The 16,196-nt window shown below is 60.7% G+C and carries 12 protein-coding genes; 5 read left to right on the plus strand and 7 right to left on the minus strand.

Annotation, left to right across the window (positions count from 1 at the left end):
- Positions 1 to 4 precede the first annotated feature (4 nt).
- Positions 5 to 1,594 carry a carboxyl transferase domain-containing protein gene (locus tag ASU23_RS13690; RefSeq protein WP_058038107.1) on the minus strand — a complete coding sequence of 530 codons (1,590 nt, stop codon included), beginning with the start codon at positions 1,592 to 1,594 and terminating at the stop codon, positions 5 to 7.
- A 98-nt stretch (positions 1,595 to 1,692) separates the two neighbouring features.
- Here ASU23_RS13690 and ASU23_RS13695 point away from each other — a divergent pair, with 98 nt between their 5' ends.
- Both ASU23_RS13695 and ASU23_RS13700 read left to right on the plus strand, forming a co-directional pair.
- Positions 1,693 to 2,292 (plus strand): TetR/AcrR family transcriptional regulator, encoded by a 600-nt coding sequence (locus tag ASU23_RS13695; RefSeq protein WP_003941968.1) that lies wholly within the window; start codon positions 1,693 to 1,695, stop codon positions 2,290 to 2,292.
- A gap of 48 nt (positions 2,293 to 2,340) precedes the next feature.
- Positions 2,341 to 3,087 (plus strand): GTP pyrophosphokinase family protein, encoded by a 747-nt coding sequence (locus tag ASU23_RS13700; RefSeq protein WP_024487832.1) that lies wholly within the window; start codon positions 2,341 to 2,343, stop codon positions 3,085 to 3,087.
- A 158-nt stretch (positions 3,088 to 3,245) separates the two neighbouring features.
- On the opposite strand, the gene ASU23_RS13705 is transcribed toward ASU23_RS13700, so the two are convergent.
- Positions 3,246 to 3,506, minus strand: a complete 261-nt coding sequence (locus ASU23_RS13705; protein WP_003942027.1) for a GlsB/YeaQ/YmgE family stress response membrane protein — start codon at positions 3,504 to 3,506, stop codon at positions 3,246 to 3,248.
- Positions 3,507 to 3,694: 188 nt separating this feature from the next.
- Here ASU23_RS13705 and dctA point away from each other — a divergent pair, with 188 nt between their 5' ends.
- Positions 3,695 to 5,092, plus strand: a complete 1,398-nt coding sequence (gene dctA, locus ASU23_RS13710; RefSeq protein ID WP_037129867.1) for a C4-dicarboxylate transporter DctA — start codon at positions 3,695 to 3,697, stop codon at positions 5,090 to 5,092.
- Between the two features lie 550 nt (positions 5,093 to 5,642).
- Entirely contained in the window at positions 5,643 to 6,497 is an 855-nt protein-coding gene (locus ASU23_RS13715; protein ID WP_231915080.1) for a glycosyltransferase family 2 protein, read from the plus strand.
- A 45-nt stretch (positions 6,498 to 6,542) separates the two neighbouring features.
- Here the strand turns inward: ASU23_RS13715 and ASU23_RS13720 are convergent, their stop codons facing one another.
- The 3 genes from ASU23_RS13720 to ASU23_RS13730 form a co-directional block, all read right to left on the minus strand.
- Entirely contained in the window at positions 6,543 to 7,907 is a 1,365-nt protein-coding gene (locus ASU23_RS13720; protein ID WP_058038108.1) for a PQQ-binding-like beta-propeller repeat protein, read from the minus strand.
- Positions 7,904 to 9,349 carry a hypothetical protein gene (locus tag ASU23_RS13725; protein ID WP_058038109.1) on the minus strand — a complete coding sequence of 482 codons (1,446 nt, stop codon included), beginning with the start codon at positions 9,347 to 9,349 and terminating at the stop codon, positions 7,904 to 7,906. Before ASU23_RS13725 ends, ASU23_RS13720 begins: the two co-directional genes overlap by 4 nt.
- A 183-nt stretch (positions 9,350 to 9,532) precedes the next feature.
- The gene (locus ASU23_RS13730) at positions 9,533 to 11,779 is read right to left on the minus strand and encodes an MMPL family transporter (protein ID WP_047268953.1); all 2,247 of its coding nucleotides are present in this window, start codon (positions 11,777 to 11,779) and stop codon (positions 9,533 to 9,535) included.
- Between the two features lie 223 nt (positions 11,780 to 12,002).
- Here ASU23_RS13730 and ASU23_RS13735 point away from each other — a divergent pair, with 223 nt between their 5' ends.
- Entirely contained in the window at positions 12,003 to 13,451 is a 1,449-nt protein-coding gene (locus tag ASU23_RS13735) for a hypothetical protein (RefSeq protein ID WP_058038110.1), read from the plus strand.
- A 55-nt stretch (positions 13,452 to 13,506) separates the two neighbouring features.
- Here ASU23_RS13735 and ASU23_RS13740 read toward each other — a convergent pair whose 3' ends face one another.
- Together ASU23_RS13740 and ASU23_RS13745 are read right to left on the minus strand one after the other, a co-directional pair.
- Entirely contained in the window at positions 13,507 to 14,619 is a 1,113-nt protein-coding gene (locus ASU23_RS13740; RefSeq protein ID WP_003942086.1) for an NDMA-dependent alcohol dehydrogenase, read from the minus strand.
- A 47-nt stretch (positions 14,620 to 14,666) separates the two neighbouring features.
- Positions 14,667 to 16,166 carry an aldehyde dehydrogenase family protein gene (locus ASU23_RS13745; RefSeq protein ID WP_019744236.1) on the minus strand — a complete coding sequence of 500 codons (1,500 nt, stop codon included), beginning with the start codon at positions 16,164 to 16,166 and terminating at the stop codon, positions 14,667 to 14,669.
- Positions 16,167 to 16,196 lie beyond the last annotated feature (30 nt).

The raw sequence follows: 16,196 nt of genomic DNA on the forward strand, positions 1-16,196 counted from the left end.
TCGCTCACATCCGGAAGACGCCGTAGGAGACCGGCTCGATCGGCGCGTTCGCGCACACCGAAAGGGCCAGGCCGAGAACAGTTCTGGTATCTGCGGGATCGATGACACCGTCATCCCACAGCCGCGCAGTGGAGTAGTACGGATTGCCCTGAGCCTCGTACTGCTCGCGGATCGGCGCCTTGAAGGATTCTTCGTCCTCGGCCGACCACGGATTACCCGCGCTGTCGAGCTGGTCACTACGAACCGTCGAGAGCACCGACGCGGCCTGCTCGCCGCCCATGACCGAGATGCGCGCGTTCGGCCACATCCACAGGAAGCGAGGTGAATACGCGCGTCCACACATGGAGTAGTTGCCGGCGCCGTACGAGCCGCCGATGACGACTGTCAGCTTGGGGACCCGTGCACACGCGACTGCCGTGACCATCTTGGCGCCGTGCTTGGCGATGCCGCCGGCCTCGTAGTCGCGTCCCACCATGAAGCCTGCGATGTTCTGCAGGAACAGCAGCGGCACACTGCGCTTGTCGCACAGTTCGATGAAATGTGCTCCCTTCATGGCGGATTCGCCGAAGAGCACGCCGTTGTTGGCGATGATGCCGACCGGGTGGCCCTCGATGTGGGCGAAACCGGTGACGAGCGTCTTGCCGTATTCAGCCTTGAACTCCTCGAACGCGCCACCGTCGACGAGCTTGGTGATGACCTCGTGCACGTCGTACGGAGTACGGGGATCAGTCGGAACGACGTCGTACAGCTCGCTCTGATCGGCGACGGGCGGAACCGTGGAGATGACGTCCCACGGGCGCTCGGAGCGGGGGCCGAGCGTGGCAATGATGTTGCGCACGATCCGAAGTGCGTCGCGGTCATCCTCGGCCAAGTGATCGGTGACGCCGGAAACCTTGGAGTGCAGGTCGCCGCCGCCGAGCTCTTCGGCCGTCACGATCTCACCGGTGGCAGCCTTCACGAGCGGCGGTCCGCCGAGGAAGATGGTGCCCTGGTTGCGGACGATCACTGCTTCGTCGCTCATCGCGGGCACGTAGGCGCCGCCCGCGGTGCACGAACCGAGAACTGCGGCGATCTGGGGAATCCCCTTGGCGCTCATGGTCGCCTGGTTGTAGAAGATCCGGCCGAAGTGCTCACGGTCCGGGAAGACCTCGTCCTGGCGCGGCAGGAAGGCGCCGCCGGAGTCGACGAGGTAGATGCAGGGAAGGTTGTTCTGCAGCGCAACTTCCTGCGCGCGCAGGTGCTTCTTCACCGTCATCGGGTAGTAGGTGCCGCCCTTGACCGTCGCGTCGTTGGCAACGACGACGCACTCGCGACCCGACACACGGCCGATACCGGTGATGACGCCGGCGCCCGGGCACTCGTCGTCGTACAGGCCGTTGGCCGCCAGTGGGGACAGCTCGAGGAACGGGCTGCCCTGGTCGAGCAGCGAGTCGACGCGATCTCGCGGCAGCAACTTCCCTCTGCTCACGTGACGCTCGCGAGAGCGCTCGTTGCCACCCAGCGCTGCTTGCGCCAGTTTCTTCTTCAGTTCGTCCACCAGAACGGTGTGATCGGACCGGTAGCCCGATCCTTGCGTGATTCCACTGGGAGTCATCCCGCCGCCTTCGCCATGAGTTAATGCTCGATAACTGAAACTAGATTAACTATGATTAACTGAGTTGTCCAGAACACAAGCGAAGAAAGATCGAGAGAATGACCTCTGAGCAGGTAGCAGCTCCGACGCGACGCGATCAGATGAAGGCCGACCGTCGACGTCAGCTCTTGGACGCCGCCGCACGGTTGATCGCCGAACGCGGATTCGTGAGTGTGCGACTCGAAGACCTCGGCGCGGCCGTCGGCATCAGCGGCCCGGCCGTGTACCGGCACTTTCCGAACAAGGACGCCGTCCTCGTGGAACTTCTCGTCGGCATCAGCACGCGCCTGCACGAAGGCGGCTCTGCGGCAGCGGAGGCAGCGGACTCACCGAGCGCTGCTCTCGACGCACTGGTGGAGTTCCACCTCGACTTCGCACTGGGCGAGCCGGACCTGATCCGCATCCAGGACCGCGACCTCGAAAGCTTGCCGGCCGACGCGCGTCGACAGGTACGCCAGACGCAGCGCAAGTACGTCGAGGTGTGGGTCGGGGTGCTCGAGCAACTCGATCCCCAACTCGATCAGGCGGACGCACGAATCAAAGCGCATGCCACCTTCGGTCTGATCAACTCGACCCCTCACAGCGCCAACCCCGCTTCGCCGGCACGCGCGCGTCGAGTCCTGCGGGATATGACGCTCGCCGCACTGCGCACCCACTGAAACCGGACACGGCACAATCGGTGGCAGACTGGTTACACCAGCTAACAGATGAGGGTGCCGAACGTGGAAGACAGCAGTGGGGTCAGCAGGGCCGATTTCGCCGAACTGCGGACCGAGTTCTCCCGCTTCATGATGTTGTACCAATTCGGAATCTCCGAACTGATGACCAAGGTGAACATCCTCAAGGACGAGTTCACTCACATCAATCAGTACAGCCCCATCGAACACGTCACGTCACGAGTCAAGTCACCGGACAGCATCCTGCGAAAGGCTCAACGCCTGAACGTCCCGCTGACGATCGACGACATCTCGAAGAACATCTTCGACATCGCTGGAGTACGTATCACCTGCAGCTTCATTTCCGACACGTACCGAATCGCCGAGATGCTCACCAGCCAGACGGACCTTCGGGTGATCGAGCGCGAGGACTACATCGCCGATCCGAAACCCAACGGCTACAAGAGCTTGCACTTGATCGTCGAGGTCCCGGTTTTCATGAGTGACCGCGTCAGGCACGTACCGATCGAACTTCAGATCCGCACGATCGCGATGGATTTCTGGGCGAGCCTCGAACACAAGATCTACTACAAGTACAACCGCGAGGTTCCCGTCGAACTCCTCGACGAACTCACCGAGGCAGCGGCCGCGGCACACCGCCTGGACGTCAAGATGGAACGACTCAACGACGAGTTCGCGAAAATCAAAGCGCTACCGCATCCTGACGACGAAATCCTCGAGCAGGATCTGCCGGCGCAGTTCCTCGAGGCGCTGCATCTTCAGCGACGGGCGCTCTGACTTCGGTCCCCCTCCCCTGAGCGAACGCGCCTTTCGGCGCATCTGAGGCGACGAAAGTGCCGTTCGCTCACAACTGGGGTCGGACAACTAGGGCAAACAAAAAGAAGTGCGCCCTCCCGAACTTCGGGAGGGCGCACTTCTCGAATTGGGTCGGCTTGCTATTTCTTGCCAGTGACGGCGCTGTAGCCGATCGAGAGCACGGCCGCCGCGGCGATGCTGATGATCCAGCGGATCCAGTCGATTCCACCCGTGTCGCCCTTGTCCGAGATCGCTCCCCAGACCCAGTACCCGATAAGCGCTCCGGCGATACCCAGCACGACGGTCACGATCATGCCGTACTGCTGCTTACCTGGCAGTACGAGACGAGCCAGGATTCCGATGACTGCGCCGAAAATGATGGTTCCGATAATTTGCCCCATGACAGCCCCTCTCACACGTCGTGCATGCACGCGGACGGAAGATCACCGCTCAGGGAAACAATAACCACAGTCACACACAACTGTCGCTTGTTGACCGAATTGTTGTCCGAGATGCAACCTCGACGCGTTACATCCACGACATTCGCGAGTTATTTTTTCGCAATCAAGCGAACCTACCGTTCCCATCCATGCCAACTTCCGTAAAACTGCCGAACAGCGAGCTCGCGCGACTCGCCAACAAGCCGCCCTGGTACCGATCACTGTTCGTGCAATTGATCGCCGCTATCGTCATCGGTGTTCTCATCGGCTGGTTGTGGCCGGAATTCGGCGCGAACCTCAAGCCCCTCGCCGACGGGTTCATCAAGCTGATCAAAATGCTGATCGCGCCGATCATCTTCTGCACCGTTGTGATCGGGATCGCCCACGTCGGGGATCTGAAGGCCGTGGGGCGTATCGGCGTCAAAGCACTCATCTACTTCGAGGTCGTGACCACCTTCGCCCTGTTGTTCGGGCTGCTCATCGGAAATCTGATGAAGCCGGGTGCGGGATTCGACATCGATCCGGAGACGCTGGCGAACGGTGCGGACGCCGTGGCAGCCAAGACCGGAAGTGGCGAACTTCCCCACACCGTCGAATTCCTGCTCAATATCATTCCGGTGTCGATAGTTTCGGCCTTCGCCGAGAACGCACTCCTCCAAGTCCTCTTCTTCGCCGTACTGTTCGGGCTCGCATTGGCCAAGGCGGGTGAGAGTGGACCACCGATCGTGTTCGAACTCGTCGATCGTCTGAGCCATCTGTTCTTCACGATCATCGGCTGGATCATGAGACTGGCGCCTTTGGGCGCTTTGGGCGCGATGGCGTACATCGTCGGTCAGTACGGGATCGCTTCGCTCGGAAGTTACGGAAAGCTGATCGCCGCATGCTATCTCGCCGCCGTCCTGTTCATCCTCATCCTGGCCGCGATAGTCAGGTACTTCGCGGGCGTGAACCTGTGGAAGTTCGTCAAGTACATCAAGGACGAACTCTTCCTCGCTCTGGGAACGGCGTCGACCGAAGTAGTTCTGCCCCGAATCATGGTCAAGCTCACCAACGCCGGATGCTCGCGCACTACAACAGGATTGGTGGTGCCTACCGGCTACTCGTTCAATCTCGACGGCGCGACGCTGTACCTGTCGATCTGCATGCTGTTTCTGGCTCAGGCACTCGGTGTGGACCTGACACTCGGTGAGCAGATCACTGCCGTCCTGGTACTGATGCTCACGTCCAAGGGAATGGCCGGCGTGCCGGGATCGTCATTCCTGGCGCTGTCGGCCACCGTGGCCGCAATCGGTCACGGCGCAATTCCCGTCGCCGCAGTCGCTCTCCTACTGGGCGCCGATCGAATCATGGATTCGATGCGGGTGTCGGTGAACCTGCTCGGGAACTGTGTCGCAACCTTCGTGGTCGCCAATTGGGAGGGGCAGCTCGACAAGGAGCGCATGCGCCGAGTGCTCGACGGAGAAGACGTTCCACCGCTCGAGGAAGTCGATCCGATCACGGGGAAAACCGTTCCGGCACCCGAAACCGAAGGCATCCTGACCCGATAGGTAGGTGCCGGCTGCTGTTTGCACATCGGAAATCGGTGCTGAAAAGTCGCGGGGGCAGACTTCACTGGAAAATCCAGACCGACAGCTACAAAAGCAAATATTTGCAGATGGCGGCAACCTTGCCGTCAAGGGTCCGTTGAATCTACAAATATGGCACTTGCGCTGCACCGACTCCACTTCACTGAAAAGCAACTTGCGACATCTAGATATTGCCCGACGGTTGCCGCAGTGGCGATTCACAATTCAGCGAACGGGCAGCATTATATTTGCCGGAATTAGAAGGACTAAAGTCCGGTGTTCGACCGACGAATAGACTCAAGTGGGTAAAAATCAATCAGTTCCGAAAGCCTTATTCTGCATACATTTATGCCGTGCCAGCTGCACTTATGCTGATAGTTTCCCGCAATAAGCTGTTGCGGGATTGATCATATGGCCCTCGGTTCAAATTGTCCGAATGGTCACCTATTGCTATCGTAACCTTTGCGAAGGACTGGACCCGATTGCCCAGCAAAGGAATACAGTGACCGCATCCATGCAGGATATTGAACACTTGTCCACTAATCGACTTTCGGTGGTTGTTCCGGTATTCAACGAAGAGAACGCGGTTTCCGGCTGCATCGAGCGTCTACTGACCGAGTCGGAAATCGATGAGATTCTGATTGTCGACAACAACTCGACGGACGGTACTGCATCGATCATCCAGGAGTTCGCCGAGAAGTACGACAAAGTCAGATATGTCTTCGAGGCCCGCCAAGGCGTCGTACACGCCCGGAACGCGGGCTTCGACGCCTCGACCGGCAACATCATCGGTCGTATCGACGCGGACACACGGGTACAACCGGGATGGGCAGATGCTGTCAAGGGTTTCTTCCAACGCAGCACCGCTCATTCAGCGGTTGCCGGACTCACCTACCTCTTCGAATCGCCGTTTGCTCGAATCCACCGCTACGCACTGGACAGGCAGGTGAAGCAGGGGAAGTTCGATTGCGAACGTCAAGTACTCGCTGTCGCCGGAGCGAACATGGCGATCAGAAAAAGCGCATGGTTGTCGGTCCGCGAGCAAGTCAGTGACCGGCCGGACATCCACGAAGATATCGACCTTTCACTGTGCCTTCGGGAGGAAGGGATGACGATCGGTCAGATCGCCGACATGCGAGCAGAAACGTCCGGTCGACGCGGTGAAACCCCTCCGTTGGAGTACCTGAAGTACAACCAAGCATCCGAATCGGTTCTGCACCTTCACAACATCATGAATTGGCGCCTCAAACTGACCATCTGGGGCGACTCGATGCTCCATGCGCTCGTGTGGCCCGTCTACCGCATCTACAACTTCGAGCAGGAGCGCCTGGAGTTCAGGCGCTTGTTCGGCATGTCGAAAGGTCGAATCATGCCAGTTCACCAGTAACCCATCGAATTTCGCTAATCGCCGAAGGTTCGCAGCCACCGAATTTCACGACAGTTTCAACGCCGTGATGCGGTCTTCACTGGAACGCAACAGCACCTTCTCCCCCGCCCACAGCTCGCGCGGCATCACCCAAGGCGTGAACTCGTCGTCCCCGTCCTGGACGACTTGGACCTCCCAACTCCGTTGGCCGGTCCTGACATCTGTTCCGTAGACGTTGCCCTCGTCGATAACGACATCCCCGTGCCAGGCGATCTCTCCGGCGCGCTCGGCGTTCGAGCGCCACAGGACCTCCCCGGTGAGCAGGTCCACGAACTGGACCTCGGGCTCGGAACCGGAGCGGGTCACGGCGATCACGTTGCCGATCACCGCCAACGACTGTGCGGTGTCGAAGACTTCACTGTTGGACCACAATTTCTCGCCCGAAGTCCGGTCGAAACCGCTGTGTCCCAGAATGATCGGAGTCGATCCTCCCGCCGGATCATCTCGGCTGTATCGTCCGCCGTAGTACGAGGACTCCGAGGGCAGTTCGTCCGTCCTTTCGAACTCGCGCCCGTACTGATCGAGCGCGTACTCACTTGTCGGACGGCCATTGCCTTCGCAACCGCCATCCGACACCAATGTCACCCCGACGGACGATGTGTGCGCGGTCGAACAGGTGGAGTAACCGTGTACCCACCGCTGTTCGCCGGTCTTCACGTCGAATCCCAAGGACTCGTCGAGAGCGATCACGCCCAGGTCGCCGTGAACCGACATCACCGGATCGACATATCCGGCTTCCCACGATCCACCGACGTCGAACGCTTTGGACCAGTTCGCTTCCGGATCGTCGACGGTTCCGCTGTGCACGCGAACGTCGTTGCTCTCGATATCACCTTCGAGCGCGAGTACGGTGTCGCCCGAGACAACCGCGACGATCGGCGACCACGGTGTCTTGATGTCTCGCCGCTCTCCCGTCTCGATGTCGAACAGCGAGTACGAACCACCGGATACGTACGGCCCGGAGAAACACAGCACCGAACTGCCGAGCAGAGTCTCGGAGCAACCACCGATGTCGACCGCCGACGTGCGCCAACGAACTGTGCCATCTTCGGCGTCCAATCCGACCAATTCTGCGTCGTCCAACGAATACGCCTGACGATCCGGCATACCGATCATCGTGACCACGAGTGATCCGGCGTCGATGAATCCGCCCATGTCCATGTTGAATTCGGTTCCAACAAGTGGGCTCCGGAAGATCGCGAACTCGCGCCCGAGAATCTCGGAGGCCTCGACGCTCCATAGCGGCGACGAGATCGCTGTCGGTTCGGAACTCGTCGACGTGACCACCGTGGCGATGGCGGCAGTGACGGTGACTACGGCTGCGGCGGCCGCGATCCGAAGTCGCGATTTCGGGGAGAATCTGGTGGTCATCGAATCTCCATGCCTTCGGTCGTCGCGAGAAACTCCAACTGCGCGAACGTCATCGGATCGTTCGGGATCGCAGCCGACGACGAAACCGAGACTTGGGTCCCATTCGGGCGGGTGACGACCACCGACCTGCTCGTTTCCTGCGTCGATTCTGCTTTCGAGCCGTCATTTGTCATGGGCACGGTCGCGTAGTTCCGTTCGTCTCGCTCGATCACGGATCCATCCGGTCGCGTCACGACCTCCAAGGGGTGCCCGTCGTAGGAAGGGTCGTATTTGTTGGGCTCCGTAGGGAGTGGTTGTCCGCCGGTAATTGTCATGTTGAGCGTCGACTCGCTGTCTCCCGTCCGGGTGAGAAGTCTCTGACATGCAGTGGACTTGTCATTCTCCGCCACCGTCAGAGTGCCCGGTCCGGTATCAAGAATCGGAAAACCCGGAGGTACAGCGCGCCATCTGACTTCGAGTACCGCGTTGAGACGTTCGATCGTCGCGCGATCGAGTTCGGCCACGTCGCCAGAGTCTCGGGGGATCCCGTGGCACCCGGGCGAAAGCGGTGCCGTACCCGGCGGAGCAGGCGTCGTGATTCGCAGTTGCGGCAGGCTGACCAAGGACACCAGTTCGTCGATGGTCAGTGGAAGCGCGCCGCTTGCCTGAACCTCGGCGCCGACTCGATCGGCAGTGTCATCGAGATAGGCGTGAACTCGTGTGCCATCGATGCCGTAAAGGAACGCCGAACGAGAGAGAGTGCGTTGTCCGTTGATTTCACTCCACGAGTCCTGCACGTCCACAACTGAACCATCCGCGAGTGAGCGACGTTCGACGAGAGAACCGGCAATGCACGGAGGAACCGGCGCCTTACTGCTGTTGACCGAGACCGACAGTCCACCACTGGCCTCGCCTCGAAGTATTGTCGCCGACGCATCAGTGGACGCCAGATCCTCGATCGTCCATCCCTCGGGTAACTCGTCCGAGGTCGACGGTGCCGAGATCGGACCGAACTGGAGTGATCGGCTCGGACTGGCGAACTTGATCTCGACGCCGTCCGGAATCGCATCGGCGACCGCATCCGACATCGATACAGCTTTGGCGCCGGAAAACCACGGAAAACGTGGGTCGTCGTACGCGTCGTCGCCACCTGTCGATGTGAAGATCGAGATTCCGTGTTCGTCGTCCGGCGCTTCGACGCTTTCACAACCCGGAATCGTGGTCGGGTACACCGCGCTCGGCGTGACGTACGAGAATTCAGGCACGTCTTCCGCCGGAATCTCGTCCGGTGTGGACGTCATGGTGATCGAAGATGACGCAGCTACCGAGATGTCATCGGACGGCGAACTGCTCCACCGATCCACCAGCCCGGCAACCACTGTCCCACCGGCGATCAGGGAGACGACCGTCAGCGCGAAGGTCCACTTCTCGGCCCGCTTCAAATCGGTTTGCTCCTTCGACACGTACCCTCGCAGTCACCGTCACGGCTCGCCCCCGATGCGCGTCGCCTCTGGAATTCCTGTCGCGATCACAGCAATTTCTGTTACCAACCGGATGGTTTCCTATCGCGCGGGCTCCGTATGAACACAGAAGAACGGGGTGCCAGTTGCTGTGCAACCGGCACCCCGTTCTGACTGCCTGAGTGCTTACACCCTCACAGGCACCTGATTCGGGTCTGGATCGGAATCCGGATCCTGCTCGATCGGAATCCGTCGAATCGCTTCACCCTCGATGTCGACGTTCGGCAGGATCTTGTCGAGCCACGCCGGCAACTTCCATGCCGAATCACCGAGAATCGACATGACCGCAGGGATCACGATCATGCGGATGATGAAGGCGTCGAAGAAGACTGCAGCCGCGAGGCCGAAGCCCATCATCTTGCTTGTCGTCTCCGAGGACAGCATGAATGCGCCGAACACGGAGATCATGATGATGGCCGCCGACGCGACCACGCGAGCACCATGGGTGTAGCCGGAGATGATGGCGTCCTTGGCCGACAATCCGTGCACGTATTCCTCGCGCATTCGCGTCACGAGGAACACTTGATAGTCCATCGCCAACCCGAAGACCACACCGATCATGAAGATCGGCAGGAACGAGATGATGGGTTGTGTGTGCTCGATCAGCCCGAAGTCGCCCTCCTGGAAGATGGCCACCGTGGCGCCGAAGGTCGCACAGACGGAAAACAGGAATCCGAGAGTTGCGGTCAGCGGCACCAGGATCGAGCGGAAGACGACCATCATGATGATGAACGCCAGCCCCACAACCACGATGAGATACGGGATGAGCGCGGAACTGAGCTTCGACGACATGTCGGCAACGATCGCGGTTTGCCCCGCTACACCGAGTTCTGCGCCTTCCGATTTCACCGTCGATCCGTAATCCCGGATCTGATTCATCAGCTCGTGGGTTTCTGGGCCGCTCGGTGACATCTGCGGGGTGACCGCGATCAGCGCAGAGTTGGCGCCCGCCATCGGGTTTGCTGCGTCCGGTCCGTTTCCGACCCACATCAACTGATCCGGAGTTGCGACGTTGTCGAGGCCCTTGATGTGCGCGACAGTGCCTTCGGCAATCGCGGTGATGTCGGTGCCGTCAGGCGCGTCGAGCACGACGAACAATTCGCCATTGACGCCTTCACCGAACCCACGTTGCAGCAGGGCAAGTGCCGGCCGCTCTTCGTCCTGAGTGAACGAGAGTCCGAGTTCGAGCTTCGTCATCGGAATAGCCGCGATCACCAGAAGCACCAGCGCAGCACCCGCGATCGGCCACGGGTACTTGGTGACTATCTTGGCCCAGCGATGTCCGTTGGATTCCATCGTCTCGGGCTCGTCACCGTGGCGAAGCCCGGGGATACGAGGCGAGAACGCGAATCTGCCGAAGATACCCAGGACAGCCGGGATCAACGTGATTGCGCCGAGGACGGCGATGATGACGGCAACCGCTGCAGAGATTCCCATCTGGGTGATCATCGGAACCCCGACCACCGCCAGGGCTGCCAGCGCGACCACAACCGTCAGGCCGGCGAAGACGACGGACGAACCGGCAGTACCCACTGCGCGCCCGGCAGCGGCTTCCCTCGTTCCGCCCAAATTGAGCTCACTGCGGTAACGCGAAACGATGAACAACGCGTAGTCGATCGAGACTGCGATGCCGATCATCGTGACGATTCCCGTGACGCCTTCGTTGATGTCGAAGAAGCCCGAACCGAGTGTGACCGTCAAAGTGGCCAGCGCAATTCCCAGAATTGCGGTGAACAGCGGAATAAAGGCCGCAATGAGCGCGCCGAACGCCACGATCATCACGATGAACGCCACCGCGAAGCCGAGCATCTCCGACAGACCACCTGCGGCCTGTACCTGCATCATCGAACCGGTGCCTTCGACTTGCAGGCCACCGGTGCGGAATTTTGCCATCAAGTCGAGGAACGCCGTCTTGTTGGCCTGTGTCTGATCCTCGATGCGAATCGACTGATTGAGCTGGATCAGCCCGACCTTGCCGTTGTCGCCGAGAACGGCCGACGCCACCGCCGGATTTGCCTCCGCGAGGGTCACCGGATTGACGATCTTCTCGGGATCGACGATATCCGGCAACGTCTTCGCCTGCGCGATCAACTGGTCGATCTGATCGCTGTGTGCGGCAAGTCCGTCGTCTGCCGCGATGAGAATGCTGGTCGACGCCTGAGTTTGTTGCTCTGCTGCCGCTGCAAAGTTCTCGTTCATCAACTCGGTCGCACGTTGGGAATCAGTGCCCGGAAGATTGAATTCTTTGGAGAACGTCGGATTTGTGGCGCTGATTGCGCCCCCCACCACCGCGATCACGATAATCCACGCGGCCACCACAAGATACTTGTGGCGGAAAGCAAACTTCCCCAACCTGTAAAGATACGTAGCCAACGTAGGCCTCTCTCGCCGTGGACTGGTCTGTCCGAAGAACACGGAGTCTTTCGGTGCCAGGGACATACGGTACGGACCGATCGGCCTGTTGGCACCCGGTATATCTGCGAAAACGGCATATCCGACGCGCCTTCGTCCCGTTTTCAGACCGCTCGGTACCGTGGACACGACACGGGCAGGCGCCTCGCCAGAGCAGACGCCACGTAGTACGAAAGGCAATCCCATGAATCACGGCCAGGCCGTCGATCGCGATCTCCTCCTTGCCGGCCAACAGCGACTCGACGCGCTGGGCCCACGATTGACGGGCTCTCCTGCACACCACGAGGTGGTGGAAGAAGTCGCGAACGAACTGACCGAACTGGGCCTCGACGTCCGGCGTGATTCACACACTTTCGAACGCTGGGATCTGCCGGCGACACCTGACGGACTTCGCATCGAATTGCCGACGGGACCGATCAGAGTTTCGTCCGCATTCCCCTACTCCGGATTGACCGGGCCACAGGGAATCTCCGCTCCCCTGGTCTACGTCAGCGCGCGACGCCCCAAGTGGTCGGCGGCCAAGGGCGCGATCGCAGTGATCGAGGTCCCGCACATCGATCTCCCCCGCAAGCTACTGGTCAGCGAGTGGGGCCCGATCGCCACCGACGAGACACTTCGAAATCCGGTTCTCTCCGCAACACTTCTGGGCCCGAAGCTCGACAAGGCCCGCAAGGCCGGTGTCCTCGGCGTGATCGCGGTGTGGCGTGACATCGCTCCGGACAACGCACTGGGACAATATCTTCCGTTCACGCAGCCATATCACGACATCCCCGCCGTCTGGGTGGCCGGCGACGAGGGCGCGAAGGTTGTCGCTGCAGCTCGCTCCGGTCAGCTGGCGACTCTGGTACTGGATGCGACTCTGCATCCGGACACCCGGACCGACACGGTGTGGGCGGTGTCCCCCGGAACCTCACCCGAAGAGACGATTCTGCTCATCACTCACAGCGACGGAACCAACGGTGTCGAGGAGAACGGCCATCTGGGAATGTTGGCCTTGGCGCGGCACGCCGTGGCGCAGCCGCATCGACGGTCGTACGTTTTTGTCCTGACGACTGGCCACCTTCGTATTCCAGCGGTGTCCAAGCACGGACAGGCAACGTCCACCTGGCTCGAAGCGCACCCCGAGATGTGGAAGGGCGAAGCCGGTCAGGCGCGCGCCGTAGCGGGGATCGCAATCGAACACCTCGGCGCACTGGGTGATACCGAGAACACCTCGATCGGCAGCTATTCGTTGGAGACCACTCCGGAACCGGAACTGCTCTACGCGACGAGTCGGGAAGTACACGGCATCGTTGCACCGCTGTGGCGCGACATCGGGGCGGGCGATCGCCGAATCGTGGCGCCGGGACCGGTCATTCATTTCGGTGAGGGTGAACCATTGTTCGAGCGGAAGATACCGGCGGTCGCCTTGGTGACGGCGCCGCAGTACCTGCTCGCTCTGCGCGAAGCCGACGCCGTCACGCACGTCGACCTGGACGCGATGATCAAGCAGATCGAAAGCTTTCGGGATCTGCTCGACGCATTCGATGCAACCGACACCGCGTCTTTCGGTCCGGTGGTCTCGCGTTCGGTGTTCGCGAAGTTCTCGGCGCTACTTCAGTTGATGCAGATTTTGTCGAAAGCCAAGAAATAGTGCTGTGCGCCTTTATTAACCGCGGGCGGTTAATAAAGGCGCACAGCACTTGGGGTTACTTGTCGTGAATGATCACGCCACGGATGTTCTTGCCGTCACGTAGATCCTGGTAGCCCTTGTTGACGTCTTCGAGGCTGTAGGTGTTGGTGATCAGTTCGTCGAGCTTGAGCTGACCGGCATCGTAGAGACGCAGCAGTCGCACGATGTCGTACTGCGGATTCATGGACCCGAACAACGTGCCCTTGATCGTCTTCTGATTCAGCGTCAGGTCGGTACCCGACACGTGAACGGTCAGCTTGGCGGGGTCGGCGAGTCCCGTGATCACCACGGTGCCACCCTTGCCGATCACTGCCGTCGCTGCACTGACCACGTCCTCGTCGACGGTGCCGACAAGGATGAGCGCAGCGTCGGCACCCTGTCCCCACGTCAGCTCGTTGACCTTGGCAGCAGCGCTCTCGGCGTCTGCAAAGGCATGGGTTGCACCGAACTTCAGTGCGGTCTCACGCTTGAGAGCAACCGGATCGACCACAACGACGTACTTGCAGCCGGCCGAAACGGCGCCCTGGACGGCGTTGATGCCGAGACCACCGATGCCGTAGATCACAGCGGTGTCACCGGCGCGAAGGTTACCGGCATTTACTGCCGTTCCCCAACCCGAAGGCACGCCGCAGCCGACGACCACCGCTGTCTCCAAGGGAAGCCAGTCGTCGATCTTGACTACCGAGTGCTGAGAAATGGTGGCGCGCTCGGAGAACGTTCCCAACATGCACATTCCGCCGAAATCCATTCCGTTGCCGTGGAAACGGAAGGAACCGTCGGGCATCGAGCCTTCGAGGATGGTGGCACCCATGTCGCAGAGGTTCTGGCGACCGGTCGAGCAGTAGCGACAGGTGCCGCAGTTGGGGATGAAGCTACACACGACATGGTCGCCCGGCTTGACCTTCGTGACGCCTGGGCCGACCTCTTCGATGATGCCCGAGCCTTCGTGTCCGCCGACGATCGGGTAACGCGGCGGGAGATCACCGTCGGTCAGGTGCAGATCCGAATGGCACAGTCCGGCAGCGGTGTACTTGATCAGTACCTCACCCACACCCGGGCCGTCGAGGTCGAGTTCCATGATCTCGAAAGGCTTTCCGGGCTCGAGCAGTACAGCAGCTTTGGTCTTCACTGGTGATCTCCTTGATTGTCGGACGAGAGAATGAGCGATGGGGTCGGTCAGAGAGCGATGTTGACGGCCTTGGTCTGGGTGTAGAGATCGATAGCCGAAGCGCCGAGCTCGCGGCCCCAGCCGGACTGCTTGTATCCACCGAAGGGCATTGCAGTGTCGAAGCCGTTGTACTGGTTGATCCACACCGAACCGGCCTTCAAGCGCTTCGCCGTGCGGTGAGCCTTGGAAATGTCCCGGGTCCAGATGCCGGCGGCCAAGCCGTAGATGGAATCGTTTGCGGCAGTGATCGGTCCGTCGTCCGCGTTGAACGGCAGCGCCGCCACGACGGGTCCGAAGATCTCCTCCTGAACGATGGAGAATTCGGGCTTGACGTCAACGAAGACGGTCGGCTCGACGAAGTAGCCCTGATCGCCCCAGCGGTTGCCGCCCGTCAGTGCACGTGCGCCGTCGGCGATTCCCTCACGCAGGTAGCCGGTCACCTTGTCGAACTGCTCCTGCGAGACCAGCGGTCCGAGCTGGGTGGTGGGATCGAGGCCGGGTCCGATCTTGACCTGGCTCGCTGCGTGCGCGACGGCCTCGGTGAACTTCTCGAAGATGGTGTCCTCGACGTACAGACGAGTACCCGCAACGCAGCACTGTCCGTGGTTGAACAGCCACGCGTTGAGCGAACCCTCCACCGCGGAATCGAAATCGGCGTCGGCGAACACGATATTGGGGCTCTTGCCACCGAGCTCGAGCGTAACCTTCTTCAGATTGCCCTTGGCGGCGTCGACGATCTTCTTACCCACCTCGGTGGAACCGGTGAACGCAACCTTGTCCACGTCGTCGTGGCCGGACAGAGCAGCACCTGCATCGCCGAAGCCGGGAACGATGTTGACGACGCCGGGCGGGAAGCCTGCTTCTTCGAAGACCTCCGCGAGAAGCAGTGCGGTGAGCGGGGTCTGCTCAGCGGGCTTGAGGATCACCGTGTTGCCGGCGGCGAGCGCGGGGGCGAGCTTCCACGACGACATCAGCAGCGGGAAGTTCCACGGCACGATCAGTCCACAGACGCCGATCGCCTCACGCAGGGTGTAGGCGTGGAACTCGCCGCCCGGAGAGAAGGGCATCGACACGTTGACGGTGCTGCCTTCGATCTTGGTGGCCCAACCCGCGTAGTAGCGGAAAACGTCTGCGGCCCAAGCCACGTCGACGGCGGTGGCGATGGCAACGGACTTGCCGTTGTCGAGAGCTTCGAGCTGACCGAATTCCTCGGCACGAGCACTGAGAATGTCGCCGACGCGCCAGATCATCCGCTCGCGCTCGTTTGCCTTCATACGTGACCAGGGGCCGTCCTCGAAAGCCGTTCGAGCGGCACGTACCGCGCGGTCGATGTCTTCGGCCTGACCGTGTGCCACGTCTGCGAGCTTCTGTCCGTCAGCCGGGTTGTACGTCGCGAAGGTCTGACCCGAAGCGGCGTCGACGAATTCGCCGCCGATGTAGAGCTTCTTCGGTCCGTTCAGGAAACCCTGTACCGCGGAACTGATGGTGTGTTCGGCTACTGCCGTCATCGGAAACTCCCCTGAAGTAGTGAGGTGCGA

Source organism: Rhodococcus sp. KB6, assembly GCF_001445685.1.
Lineage (GTDB): Bacteria > Actinomycetota > Actinomycetes > Mycobacteriales > Mycobacteriaceae > Rhodococcus_F > Rhodococcus_F qingshengii.